The sequence below is a fragment of the Streptomyces sp. NBC_00252 genome (assembly GCF_036187565.1).
Lineage (GTDB): Bacteria > Actinomycetota > Actinomycetes > Streptomycetales > Streptomycetaceae > Streptomyces.
In genome coordinates, this window is sequence record NZ_CP108087.1 from 4,453,433 (window position 1) to 4,465,769 (window position 12,337).

Here is a 12,337-nt window from a genome sequence, read left to right on the forward strand (position 1 = left end):
CGTTCAGTTCACTCCCCCACCGAGGACGCCGTCGCCGGAACCACCGTCGCGAACCCGCCGTCCACCATCAGATTCGCCACCGTCTCCAACTCCGGGGGATTTCCCGCGAGTCGGGCGAGGAACTGGTCGAAGTCGTCCCCGGCGGGCAGCAGCAGCCGCTCCACGCGGTCGGCCGGCGCCTGCGACGGGTCGACGTCGCGGGCGTCGTCGTAGGCGCAGAACCAGACCGAACCGAGCGCCTGGCCCTTGACCTTCACCGCGAGCAGGCCGCCCTGGACGAAGCCGACGCCCAGGTAGTCCTTGGTGAGATGGTCGCGGAGGCATTTGTTGACGTACACGAGATCGTTGACGGCCGCCTCGTCGCGGACCGTGAAGAACGGCTGGTCGATCAGCAGGCCCAACTCGGCGTCCAGCGCGGTGCCGACGGGCGCGCAGCCGCCGGCCGCCTTGAGGAACGCGCGGTAGGCGCCCGGGAGCCGGTAGCCGAGGTCCTCCTCGACGCCCTGTACCTGCGCCTCGGTGACCGCGACCGCCGACTTCGGCAGGCCGAAGTGCGCGGGGCGGGTCTCCTGGAGCGGGCGGGTGCCGCGCTTCTCGTGGTCGACGGCGGCCGTGGCGATCCCGCCGTGGTGGCGCAGCAGCGCCTTCACGTCGACGGGGACGAGTTCGAGGCGCCGGGTGCCGACCACGTGGTGCCAGGTCCAGCCGTGCGGGGTGGCCACCGCGGGCACGGTGTCCCACAGCTCGTGGCCGGTCGCGGCGAGGGCCGCGTTCGCCGACACGTAGTCCGTCAGCCGCAGCTCATCGACCCCGAACCCCTCGGGGGGCTCGGCGATCTCGGCCGCCGCGCGGGCGTACGGCGAGAAGTCGGGGTAGCCGTGCTCGTCCATCCGCACCCCTCGGGGGTGACGGGCCGCCCGGACCGGGTCCGGGAAGTGCACGACCTGCCCGGCGTAGGCCGCGTTCGGTGGCGCGGCTCGCTGCCCGAGCCGACCTGTCGTCATGGCGGTTGCCCCCTGCGGCATTCAGTACGATTCACAGCGGCCGAATGTCCAACTCGCCCTGCTGTGCCCCGTATCGACTGTCTCGTCTTTTTGACGTCTTCGTTCGACTGTCTCCACGCGTCGACCGCGTGGATCGCGGTGCGGACAGCCTATGCGGTACGGCGACACCGGTCACCGGCAGCGGTCGGCAGCACCCGCTCCCCGCACCCCTCACCGAACGCACCGCACCCGTCACCGAACCCTCACTTCCGTGACCTGACGTCACCCCGCCGTGACAGCCCGCCGAAGCCCTGGCGTGTCGCACCGCCCCAGCTACCGCACCAGCCACGGCATTTGGCACTCTGTGACCCGCCGGGGGATGCTCGGGAGGGGATGACGATCATGAACGCGACGCAGACGGGACCGCACACCGGGGCGCACACCGGGCCCTCCGGCGACCCCAGAGTCGGCTGGAGCGCCACCGAGGCGCCGCACGCACCGGCCCTCAACCACCGCCGTGACGGCATACTCCCGACCGTCGCCGCCGCCCTGTCCGTGCGCGGCGCCACCACCCTCACCGGCACCGCGGCCCGCGGCGACCAGCCGCCCGCGCTGCACCCGCTCGTGCAGGACTTCCTCGACACCCTCAGCAGCGCACAGCGGGACCGGTTCACCGGCCGCTGCGCCGAGGCGATCCTCATCTCCCGCCATATCGCCGCCGCCGACGCCACCCGCAGCAAACGCGCCGCCCGCAAGCCGATGACCAACGGCGAGGCCCGCAAAACCCTCAAGCAGGCCAAGCTCACCGCCCGCCGCATCCGCGAGGACGGCGACCCCCTGCACGGCAGCTTCGCGCCCCCCTGCCAGGCCTGCACAGCCCTCAGCGCCCACTTCGGCGTCCGAATCGTCGACCCCACGACGGAATCAGGCTGACCCCACCCCCGTAGCACCACATCTCCACCGCACGACCAACACAACCGCACCACCCCGCCACAGGCACCACCGGCACGACAGCTCCACAGCTCCACAGCACCAGGCACCACCGCACCAGGCACCACCGCGCCACCGCGCCACAGGCACCACAGGCACCACAGCTCCACCGCGCCACAGACACCACCGACACCACCGGCACCACCGGCACCAAAACTCCACCGCACCACTGGCACCACAGGCTCCACCGTCCCTGACGCCGACGATCGAAGGCAGATGCAAGCCGACCGCCACTCCACCACGCGCTTCTCCGTACCCGTGGACGCCGCCCTGCGCGCCGCCGGCTGGCAGCCGGGCCGCTGGGACATAAAGCAGGCCGAGATCTGGGCGGACACCCTGCGCGACCACACCTCGCCCGCGGGCCACCAGCACGCCGTCTTCCCGGCAGCGGTGGAGGTCTGGGCCGAGTTCGGCGGCCTGCACATCACACCCTCCGGCCCCGGCCGCCAGATCTCCCCCGTATCACTCCACCTGGACCCCCTGCACGGCCTCCACATGGCCCGCACCCTCGGCGACCTGGGCCGCGCCCTGGACACCGACGTCAGCCCCCTGGGCGAGGAACCCGACACCCAGTCCCTCCTGGCCATCGACGCCGAGGGCCGCGTCTACGCCCTGGATCACACCGGCGACTGGTACCTGGGCCACGACATCGACCAGGCCCTGGCGACCCTGGTCGCGGGCATAGAGCCGGTACGCCTCACTGCGGGCTGACACCAAGCAAAGAGGACGGCAAGCCGCGTACGGCGAGAAGGCGACGTGTCGGGGGGTGTCCGCCCGCAGCGGTCGGCGCTCAACACCGCTGCACTCTCAAGAAACGCCGCCGCGCCGATCCGAGGACGGACACCCCCCGGCGCGGCGCCGCCCCCCAACGCACCACAGGCGAACCACAACGCACGGGCACCCACCCACGAGACCGCACCCGAAACTCAAACCGCCGGAATCACCGCAGACACCCGGAACCCCCCGGCATCCGTAGGCCCGGAAACAAAAACCCCGCCCAGCGCGAGCACCCGCTCCCGCATCCCCACCAGCCCGTTCCCCCCAGAGGGCAACCGCGCAGCAGACGCCGACGCCAACTCCGGCGGAGGTTCGTTCTCGACCTGCATGGCGATCTCGGACACCCGGTGCGCAAGCCGCACATGCGTCTTCGCCCCCGCCGCATGCTTGTGGACGTTGGTCAACGCCTCCTGCACCACCCGATACGCGGTCTGCTCGATCTCGGCCGCATAAGAGCGGGTCTCACCCTCCACCGACAGATCCACAGCCATCCCGGCCGCGGCGGACTGCCCGAGCAACTCGTCCACGTCGGACAGACAGGGCCCCTCACCAACACCCTCGTCATCGACGGCCCGAGAAGCCGCAGCGGCAGCAGCCGCGGCCACCGCGACCAACGGCACGGCCGCCCGCTCCCGCTCACCCCGCCCGTCGCCACTCCTCAACACCCCGAGCATCTCCCGGAGTTCGGTGAGCGCCTGCCGCCCCATGTCCCCCACAAGGGCAGCGTTCTTCACGGCCTTCTCAGGATCCTTCCGAGCCACCGCCTGCAACGCCGCCGCATGCACGACCATCAGACTCACCCGATGCGCGACGACATCGTGCATCTCACGGGCGATCCGAGTCCGCTCCTCCCCCCGGGCCCACTCGGCCCGCTCCTCCGCCCGCTCGGCAAGAAGCTGAAGCTCCCGCTCCAGACTGTCCGCCCGCTCCCGAAGACTCTCCATCAGCCGCCGCCGGGCCCCCACGTACATACCGAGCAGCACAGGCGGCGCGGTCATCCCGACCGCCGTGGTGATGGAGGCGAACGGAAGGAACCAGTCGCCGAGTTCCCACGTGCCGTGCTGCATGTCCTGCCGTACCCGCACGAACATGACGATGAGCATCCCGAGGAACGACATCCCCGCGAGCGCCCCGATGATCCGGCGCGGCAGCTCGGACGCGGCCAGCGTGTACAGGCCGACGATGCCCATCACATAGCCCATCTGGGCCGGAGTGATGGCGATGGAGACGAGGACGACGGCGATGGGCCACTTCCGGCGGACGATCAGCGTCGAGCCGGCCAGCACCCCGAAGACGACACCGACGGCCACCGGGACCCCGGCGTCCCGGGCGAACCGGACGCCCTCCGCCCCGCACTCCGCGGCGGACCCCGCCGCGAGCCCCGCGTCGAGCACCGCACTGCGCCACCTGGTCCACCACCACGGCCCTCCCCGGGCCGCGGCATGGTCTTCCCCCGTCGTGGTCATGCCTCCAGCCTAAGGGCGCCGGGGCCCGGTTTTCCGGTGAGTTTCGCCGCGTGGCCCAGACCACGACGCGTAGTCGGACGGTGACGAATTCGATCACCGTGGAGAAGTACCGTCGCACGGAGGCCATCCGGTACGGCATAGTGTTGGGTGCCCACTCGGCGACCAGGCTAAATGTCCGGTTCTCACGAGTTTGATCCCCCGTGGTGTAATTGGCAGCACCGTGGCTTTTGGTGCCATTTGTCCGGGTTCGAGTCCTGGCGGGGGAGCCCAACCCGATCGCAACTGATCGGCACTTGAGCAACTCCCTCCCCTCACACACCTGTTAGGGCCCTGACAGCACCGTCAGGGCCCACTCTCATGTCCCCCATGAAACGCCCCGGTATCCTGCGAATGTCCACCCCCCAGCATTCCGAAGCCGAAGGGCAAACCCGTGAGCGCCATTCGCCCGGCAGCCGTCGTCGTCCTCGCAGCGGGTGAGGGCACCCGTATGAAGTCGGCCACACCGAAGGTCCTGCACGAGCTCTGCGGCCGGACCCTCGTCGGTCATGTGCTGGCCGCCGCCCGCGAGTTGGAGCCGGAGAACCTGGTCGTCGTCGTGGGCCACGCCCGCGAGCAGGTGACCGCCCACCTCGGTGAGACCGACCCCGGCGTACGGACCGCGGTCCAGGCGGAGCAGAACGGCACCGGTCACGCCGTACGCATGGCGCTCGAAGAACTCGGCACCGTCGACGGCACGGTGGTCGTCGTCTGCGGAGACACCCCCCTCCTCCAAGGCGAGACCCTCCGCGCCCTCGCCGCGAACCACTCCGCCGACGGCAACGCGGTGACGGTCCTGACCGCCGAGGTCCCGGACGCCACCGGTTACGGCCGTATCGTCCGCGACGGCGCCTCCGGCGCGGTGACCGCGATCGTCGAGCACAAGGACGCCTCCGACTCGCAGCGCGCGATCCGCGAGATCAACTCCGGGGTCTTCGCCTTCGACGGCCAGCTGCTCGCCGACGCCCTCGGCAAGGTGCGCACCGACAACAGCCAGGGCGAGGAGTACCTCACCGACGTCCTCGGCATCCTGCGCGAGGCCGGGCACCGGGTCGGCGCCTCCGTCGCGGGCGACCACCGCGAGATCGCCGGCATCAACAACCGCGTGCAGCTCTCGGAAGCCCGCCGCATCCTGAACGACCGCCTGCTGACCGAGGCCATGCTCGCCGGCGTCACCGTCATCGACCCGGCGACCACCTGGATCGACGTCGACGTCACCTTCGCCCAGGACGCGGTCGTCCACCCCGGCACCCAGCTGCACGGCGCCACCCACATCGGCGAGGGCGCCGAGGTCGGCCCCAACACCCGCCTGACGGACACCACCGTCGAGGCCGGCGCCCGCGTCGACAACACCGTCGCCTTCAGCTCGCACATCGGCCCGCAGGCGTCCGTCGGCCCGTTCGCCTACCTCCGTCCCGGCACCCGGCTGGGCGCGAAGGGCAAGATCGGGACGTACGTCGAGACGAAGAACGCGACGATCGGCGAGGGGACGAAGATCCCGCACCTCTCCTATGTCGGGGACGCGACGATCGGCGAGTACACGAACATCGGAGCGGCAAGCGTGTTCGTCAACTACGACGGACAGGACAAACACCACACCACCGTGGGATCGCATTGCCGGACGGGTTCGGACAATATGTTTGTGGCACCCGTCACGATCGGGGACGGCTCGTACACCGCCGCCGGCTCCGTGATCACGAAGGACGTACCGCCCGGTTCGCTGGCCGTGGCCCGGGGCCAGCAGCGGAATATCGAGGGCTGGGTCGCCCGCAAGCGTCCGGGCAGCGCGGCGGCGAAGGCCGCCGAAACGGCTTCCCGCCAGGGCGAGAGCGAAGACTGACCGGAAACGGGTGCGTCGAACACGGCGTACCGTGATAAACGCACACCCAGTTGATAACCCTCTGAGGAGACAGTGCTGTGACCGGGATCAAGACGACCGGCGAGAAGAAGATGATGTTCTTCTCCGGCCGCGCCCACCCCGAGCTTGCCAAGGAGGTCGCCCAGCAGCTGGGTGTCGGGGTCGTCCCGACGAAGGCCTTCGACTTCGCGAACGGCGAGATCTACGTCCGCTTCGAGGAGTCGGTGCGCGGTGCGGACTGTTTCGTGATCCAGAGCCACACGGCTCCGATCAACCAGTGGATCATGGAACAGCTCATCATGATCGACGCCCTCAAGCGCGCGTCGGCCCGCTCCATCACGGTGATCGTGCCGTTCTACGGCTACGCCCGCCAGGACAAGAAGCACCGCGGCCGTGAGCCGATCTCGGCCCGGCTGGTCGCGGACCTGATGAAGACGGCGGGTGCGCACCGCATCCTCACCGTCGACCTGCACACCGACCAGATCCAGGGCTTCTTCGACGGCCCCGTGGATCATCTGTTCGCCCTCCCGCTGCTGGCGGACTACGTGGGCAGCAAGGTCGACCGCAGCAAGCTGACCGTCGTCTCCCCGGACGCCGGCCGCGTGCGCGTCGCCGACCGCTGGTGCGACCGCCTCGGCGCGCCCCTCGCGATCGTGCACAAGCGGCGCGACAAGGACGTGGCGAACCAGGTGACCGTCCACGAGGTCGTCGGTGAGGTCAAGGGCCGCGTCTGCGTCCTGGTCGACGACATGATCGACACCGGCGGCACGATCTGCGCCGCGGCGGACGCCCTGTTCGCGCACGGCGCGGAGGACGTCATCGTGACGGCCACCCACGGCGTGCTGTCCGGCCCCGCCGCCGACCGTCTGAAGAACTCCCGCGTCAGCGAGTTCGTCCTCACGGACACCCTCCCGACGCCGGGCGAACTGGGCGCCGACCTGGACAAGATCACCGTCCTGTCGATCGCCCCGACCATCGCCAGCGCGGTCCGCGAGGTCTTCGAGGACGGCTCGGTCACAAGCCTCTTCGACGAGCACTGAACGCTCCGCTGGAGGGGCCCCTTCGGGGGCGCTGACTGACCGGCGCTTCTGAAAGATCGATTTCTGTTACGGCCTCCCCGCCGAGTAAGCTGCCACAGTTGCTCGGCGAGGGAGGCCGTACCTGTTGGGGTACGGCGGTCCGTTATCGACGCGCTCTTCGTAGCAGGCCGATGTTCGGCCGGGTGACCGCCCCCACTCTCGACTTCGCTCGAGCGGGGGGACCCCCACCCCACCTGTTCTACGAGGAGTAGCCATGGCCGACGTCAAGCTCACCGCCGAGACCCGTACCGAGTTCGGCAAGGGTGCCGCCCGCCGTATCCGCCGGGACAAGAAGGTTCCCGCCGTGGTCTACGGCCACGGTGTCGACCCGCTGCACGTCACCCTGCCGGGCCACGAGCTCCAGCTCGCCCTGCGTACCCCGAACGTCCTGCTGACCCTGGACATCGAGGGCAAGACCCAGCTCGCCATCCCGAAGGCCGTCCAGCGTGACGCCATCAAGGGCTTCCTCGAGCACGTCGACCTGCTCACCGTGAAGAGCGGCGAGAAGGTCACCGTCGAGGTCTACGTCCACACCGAGGGCGAGCTGGCCCCGGGCTCCTTCCTGCTGGAGCACGTGCTGAGCACGATCACCGTCGAGGCCGAGGCCACGCACATCCCCGAGTCGGTCACCGTGTCCATCGCGGGCCTGGAGGCCGGTGCCTCCATCGCCGCCAAGGACATCCCGCTGCCCAAGGGCACCACGCTGGCGATCGACGAGGACGCGGTCGTCCTCCAGGTCCTGGCCGCGCAGGCCGAGGAGGCCTCCACGGAGGACGCCGAGGGCGAGTCCGCCGAGGCCTGATCCTCACCGCTCACCGTTTCGCCGGCCGCTGTTCCCACCGGGGGCAGCGGCCGGCTGCCGGTAGTCCGGGGGGTGTCCCCGCGCATCACAGCAATGGAGACATGGACGTGACGACCGACGCCAACGCCCCCTGGCTGATCGTGGGGCTCGGGAACCCTGGCCCCGAGTACGCGAACAACCGGCACAACGTGGGCTTCATGGTGGCCGACCTGCTGGCCGAGCGGATCGGCGGCAAGTTCAAGCGGGCCGGCAAGGCACAGGCGCAGGTCCTGGAGGGCCGGATCGGCGCCCCGGGTCCGGCGAGCCGCCGGGTCGTGCTGGTGAAGCCGACGTCGTTCATGAACCTGTCGGGCGGCCCGGTCAACGCGCTGCGCGACTTCTACAAGGTGCCGCTCGCGAACGTCGTCGCCGTGCACGACGAACTCGACATCGACTACGGCACCCTCCGCCTCAAACTCGGCGGCGGCGACAACGGCCACAACGGTCTCAAGTCGATGACCAAGGCGATGGGCCCGGACTACCACCGGGTGCGGTTCGGCATCGGGCGTCCGCCGGGCCGGATGCAGGTCGCCGACTTCGTGTTGAAGGACTTCTCCTCCACGGAGCGCAAGGAGCTGGACTTCCTGGTGGACCGGGCGACGGACTCCGTGGAGTGCCTGGTGAGCGAGGGCCTGGAGCGGGCGCAGAGCGCGTACAACTCCTGACCTGTCCGACTTGCCCTGTTTACCTCGATCACCCGGCATCAACCGGTTTATCCCATGCGGGAGTTGACCGCGCGTGCAGGTATGGCCAATGATCCCCGCCATGTCACCCGCAGCCTCCGCCTCGCCCGGCGCCTTCGCCGCCCTGACCTTCGGACGGCTCGCGGCGATGGGCACGGTCACCGTGCTGCTCCTGATCGCCGGGGTGTGGGGCTCGTGGCCGACCGCGCACAACGTGATGCTGACCAAGGGCCGCGAGAGCGGCACGGTCGAGGTCACCGCGTGCGGCGACGACACCTGCACCGGGCCGTACACACCGGTCTCCACGGGGTCGAAGGCCCGCGCCAAGGTGGTCATCGAGCACACGGTCGCGGTGAAGAAGGGCAAGACGTACACCGTCGTCGTGAAGCCCGGCACCGACGAGGTCCTGCGCTCCGGTCCCGCCGGCATCCTCTACGCCTGGATCCCCCTCGGCGGCGCCCTCCTGCTGGCCTCGGTGGTGGTCGCGGGCGGCCTCCGGCTGACCCGGGCCGCGTGGGTGCTGGCCGGGTCGGGGATCGCCCTGCTGACGGCGGCGTTCCTGGCCCTCTGAACGGCCGTAGGACAGAAAAGTGCCCCCGAGCTTCTACGACAGCTCGGGGGCACCCGTGGTTTCGCCGGTCAGCCGGTGTTGCGCAGGCCCGCCGCCACGCCGTTCACCGTGAGGAGCAGGGCGCGGCTGAGCAGCGGGTCGGGGTCCGCGCCCGCCGCCGCCTCGTCGCGCTGGCGCTTCAGCAGGGCGACCTGGAGGTAGGAGATCGGGTCGAGGTAGGCGTCGCGGATGGTGAACGTCTGCTTCAACACCGGGGTGGCGTCGAGGAGTTCGGTCTCACCGGTGATGCGGAGCACCTCGGCCACGGTCAGGTCGTGCTCGGCCCGGATGGTGTCGAACACGTGCTTCAACTCGTCGGGGACGAGGGTGTCGACGTAGTGCTGGGCGATCCGCAGGTCCGTCTTCGCGAGGGTCATCTCGACGTTCGAGAGGAAGTTGCGGAAGAAGTGCCACTGCTCGTGCATCTCTTCGAGCACGGTGTCCAGGCCCGCCTCGCGCAGCGCCTTCAGGCCGGAGCCCACGCCGAACCAGCCGGGCACGATCTGCCGGGACTGGGTCCAGCCGAACACCCACGGGATGGCGCGCAGTCCGTCGAGCGAGACGCCCGAGCCGGGGCGGCGGGAGGGCCGCGAGCCCAGGTGCAGTTCGGCGAGCTGGTCGACCGGCGTGGAGGCGAGGAAGTACGTCGGGAGGTCCGGGTCCTCGACCAGCCTGCGGTAGGCGGAGTGGGCCGCGTCGCTCACCACGTCCATGGCCGCGTCCCAGCGGGCCAGCGCCTCGTCGGACTGGCGGGGCGAGGTGTGCAGGGCGGACGCCTGGAGCGTCGCCGCGACGGTCAGTTCGAGGTTCTCGCGGGCCAGTGACGGCACGAGGTACTTGTCGGAGATGACCTCGCCCTGCTCGGTCACCTTGATCTCGCCCTCCAGGGTGCCCCAGGGCTGGGCGAGGATCGCGTCGTGCGAGGGACCGCCACCGCGGCCGACGGTTCCGCCGCGGCCGTGGAACAGGCGGAGCCGGACGCCGTAGCGGTGGGCCACGTCGCGCAGGCGGCGCTGCGCCCGGTGGATCTCCCACTGCGAGGTGGTGATGCCGCCGAACTTCGACGAGTCGGAGTAGCCGAGCATGACCTCCTGGACGTCCCCGCGCAGCGCGACGAGGCGCCGGTAGGACGGGTCGGAGAGCATGTCCTCGAGGATGGTGTCGGCGGCCTTCAGCTCGTCCGTGGTCTCCAGCAGCGGGACGATGCCGACCTTCGCCCACCCGGCGTGCAGATCGATGAGCCCGGCCTCGCGGGCGAGCACGGCGGCGGCGAACACGTCGTCGGCGCCCTGGCACATCGAGATGATGTACGACTCGATGACCTCGGGCCCGAACACCGCGAGCGCCTTCTTGACGGTCTCGAAGACACCGAGGGTCTTCTCGCCGGCCGCGTCGACGGGCGCCGGGGTGGGAGCGAGCGGACGGCGCGAGCGCAGCTCCTTGGCGAGCAGCTTCGCGCGGTACTCGCGGGGCATGTCGGAGTACCGCCAGGACTCCTCGCCGAGCCGGTCGAAGAGCTGGCCGAGCGCGTGGTGGTGGGCGTCCGCGTGCTCGCGCACGTCCATGGTGGCGAGCTGGAGGCCGAACGCGCCGAGCGTGCGGATCGTACGGTCCATGCGGCCGTCGGCGAAGAGGCCGCCGCGGTGGGCGCGCAGGGAGGCCTGGATCAGGGTGAGGTCGTGCAGCAGCTCGGCGGTGCCGAGGTAGTCGCGGCCGTCCTCGTGCGGGGTGCCCTTGGCCAGCCGGCTCTTGGTGTTCTCCAGCTTCTGCCGGATGCAGGTGGCCTTGAGGCGGTACGGCTCCTCGGCGTTGAGGCGCTTGTAGCGGGGGCTGATCTCGGGCAGCCGCTCCAGGTCCGCCTGGAGGGACTCCAGCAGTTCCTCCGTCGCGCCCGTGTAGCGGATGGAGTTGGAGAGGAAGCCGCGCAGCTCGTCGATCGTCTCCAGCGCGTCGTTGATGCCGTGCTCGTGCTGGAGGATCAGGACGTCCCAGGTGACCTGGGGCGTGACGTTCGGGTTGCCGTCCCGGTCGCCGCCGATCCAGGTGCCGAAGGTGAGCGGGCGGGTGTCGTCGGGCAGCTTGACGCCGACGCGCTCCAGCTCGGCCGTGAGGTCCTCCAGGACGTCTCCGACGGCGCCCGCGTGCAGCTCGTCGAGGTAGTAGATGGCGTTGCGCGCTTCGTCGGCGGGCTCCGGGCGTACGACGCGCAGCTCGTCGGTCTGCCACACCAGGTCGATGTTCTCGGCCAGTCGGGTGTCGTAGCGACGGCGGTCGGACTCGATGACCGGGGTCTCCAGCAGCGTGGCGATGCGCCGGAGCTTGTTCAGGACGGACCGGCGCGCGGCCTCGGTGGGGTGCGCGGTGAAGACCGGCCGCACGTTCAGGTTCTTGACCGTCTCGCGCAGGTGGTCGGGGTCGGCGTCCTTGAGGCGGTCGGCCGTCCGGGCGAGGAGACCGCCCTCGGCGGCGCGGCGGGCGCGCAGCTCGCGGCCGCGGTGCACCTGCTCGGTGACGTTGGCCAGGTGGAAGTAGGTGGAGAAGGCGCGGACCAGCTTGGCGGCGGTCTCCAGTTCGGTGCCGCGCAGCAGCTCGGCGGCGGCCTCGCCGTCCTCCCGGGTGAGGCGGCGGACCTTCTCGACCAGTTCGAGCAGCTCGGGGCCCTCCTGGCGGACGAGGGTCTCGCCGAGGAGGTCGCCGAGGCGCCGGATGTCGGCGCGCAACTCGTTGTTGGTCGTGGTGGCCTGGTCGTCGGCACTGCTCACAGGTGCGGCTCCTTGCAGTGTTTGAAGCTCGTCTGGAGGGAACCCGGACGGCGGTCCCACGGCGGCTGCCGCATACGGGACGGACATCCGGGAAGAAAACAGAGCGGACCGCGCTGTCCGACCGACACCAAGGATAGGTGTCCACTCTGACGCGCGGTCTCACGGGCTTCGTCCACCGGTCGACGCACTGCCATACTTACGTCGCCGTAGGTTACGGAACCGTAGGGATGTCCATGCTGAACTGCCACTGCC

General features: G+C 70.2%; 10 protein-coding genes and 1 tRNA gene. 8 read left to right on the top strand and 3 right to left on the bottom strand.

All coding sequences use genetic code 11. The annotated features are described in order from the left end of the window. Nucleotides 1–8: 8 nt before the first annotated feature. Nucleotides 9–1,004, bottom strand: a complete 996-nt coding sequence (locus OHT77_RS19255; RefSeq protein ID WP_328829745.1) for an SMI1/KNR4 family protein — start codon at nucleotides 1,002–1,004, stop codon at nucleotides 9–11. Nucleotides 1,005–1,376: 372 nt separating this feature from the next. On the opposite strand from OHT77_RS19255, the gene OHT77_RS19260 reads away from it, so the two are divergent. Continuing rightward, complete coding sequence (locus tag OHT77_RS19260) at nucleotides 1,377–1,916, top strand: YwqJ-related putative deaminase (protein ID WP_328829746.1); 540 nt, start codon at nucleotides 1,377–1,379, stop codon at nucleotides 1,914–1,916. A 273-nt stretch (nucleotides 1,917–2,189) separates the two neighbouring features. Further along, on the top strand, nucleotides 2,190–2,684 hold the full coding sequence (locus tag OHT77_RS19265; protein ID WP_328829748.1) for an SUKH-3 domain-containing protein: 495 nt from the start codon (nucleotides 2,190–2,192) through the stop codon (nucleotides 2,682–2,684). Between the two features lie 215 nt (nucleotides 2,685–2,899). On the opposite strand, the gene OHT77_RS19270 is transcribed toward OHT77_RS19265, so the two are convergent. Continuing rightward, the gene (locus tag OHT77_RS19270) at nucleotides 2,900–4,216 is read right to left on the bottom strand and encodes a sensor histidine kinase (protein ID WP_328829749.1); all 1,317 of its coding nucleotides are present in this window, start codon (nucleotides 4,214–4,216) and stop codon (nucleotides 2,900–2,902) included. A 194-nt stretch (nucleotides 4,217–4,410) separates the two neighbouring features. Between OHT77_RS19270 and OHT77_RS19275 the strand changes: the two genes are divergently transcribed. The 6 genes from OHT77_RS19275 to OHT77_RS19300 all read left to right on the top strand — a co-directional run bounded on the left by OHT77_RS19275 (nucleotide 4,411) and on the right by OHT77_RS19300 (nucleotide 9,284). Then, nucleotides 4,411–4,482: transfer RNA gene (locus tag OHT77_RS19275), tRNA-Gln, on the top strand. 164 nt (nucleotides 4,483–4,646) lie between these two features. Then, the gene (glmU, locus tag OHT77_RS19280) at nucleotides 4,647–6,092 is read left to right on the top strand and encodes a bifunctional UDP-N-acetylglucosamine diphosphorylase/glucosamine-1-phosphate N-acetyltransferase GlmU (protein WP_328829750.1); all 1,446 of its coding nucleotides are present in this window, start codon (nucleotides 4,647–4,649) and stop codon (nucleotides 6,090–6,092) included. A 77-nt stretch (nucleotides 6,093–6,169) separates the two neighbouring features. Further along, nucleotides 6,170–7,150: a ribose-phosphate diphosphokinase gene (locus OHT77_RS19285; protein WP_328829751.1), complete on the top strand. Its 981-nt coding sequence runs from the start codon at nucleotides 6,170–6,172 to the stop codon at nucleotides 7,148–7,150. 253 nt (nucleotides 7,151–7,403) lie between these two features. Further along, nucleotides 7,404–7,991, top strand: a complete 588-nt coding sequence (locus OHT77_RS19290) for a 50S ribosomal protein L25/general stress protein Ctc (protein ID WP_328829753.1) — start codon at nucleotides 7,404–7,406, stop codon at nucleotides 7,989–7,991. 101 nt (nucleotides 7,992–8,092) lie between these two features. After that, nucleotides 8,093–8,695 carry an aminoacyl-tRNA hydrolase gene (pth, locus tag OHT77_RS19295; RefSeq protein ID WP_318016797.1) on the top strand — a complete coding sequence of 201 codons (603 nt, stop codon included), beginning with the start codon at nucleotides 8,093–8,095 and terminating at the stop codon, nucleotides 8,693–8,695. An 88-nt stretch (nucleotides 8,696–8,783) separates the two neighbouring features. Next, complete coding sequence (locus OHT77_RS19300; protein WP_328829754.1) at nucleotides 8,784–9,284, top strand: hypothetical protein; 501 nt, start codon at nucleotides 8,784–8,786, stop codon at nucleotides 9,282–9,284. 68 nt (nucleotides 9,285–9,352) lie between these two features. On the opposite strand, the gene ppc is transcribed toward OHT77_RS19300, so the two are convergent. After that, nucleotides 9,353–12,085, bottom strand: coding sequence for a phosphoenolpyruvate carboxylase (ppc, locus tag OHT77_RS19305; protein WP_328829755.1), 2,733 nt, complete (start codon nucleotides 12,083–12,085; stop codon nucleotides 9,353–9,355). Between the last annotated feature and the right edge of the window lie 252 nt (nucleotides 12,086–12,337).

What these genes read in the sequence shown, in the direction of transcription:
- OHT77_RS19265 (WP_328829748.1), top strand. Translation starts at nt 2,190, where the DNA reads ATGCAAGCCGACCGCCACTCCACCACGCGCTTCTCCGTACCCGTGGAC.
- OHT77_RS19270 (WP_328829749.1), bottom strand. Translation starts at nt 4,216, where the DNA reads ATGACCACGACGGGGGAAGACCATGCCGCGGCCCGGGGAGGGCCGTGG.
- pth (WP_318016797.1), top strand. Translation starts at nt 8,093, where the DNA reads ATGGACGTGACGACCGACGCCAACGCCCCCTGGCTGATCGTGGGGCTC.
- OHT77_RS19255 (WP_328829745.1), bottom strand. Translation starts at nt 1,004, where the DNA reads ATGACGACAGGTCGGCTCGGGCAGCGAGCCGCGCCACCGAACGCGGCC.
- OHT77_RS19260 (WP_328829746.1), top strand. Translation starts at nt 1,377, where the DNA reads ATGACGATCATGAACGCGACGCAGACGGGACCGCACACCGGGGCGCAC.
- OHT77_RS19300 (WP_328829754.1), top strand. Translation starts at nt 8,784, where the DNA reads ATGATCCCCGCCATGTCACCCGCAGCCTCCGCCTCGCCCGGCGCCTTC.
- OHT77_RS19290 (WP_328829753.1), top strand. Translation starts at nt 7,404, where the DNA reads ATGGCCGACGTCAAGCTCACCGCCGAGACCCGTACCGAGTTCGGCAAG.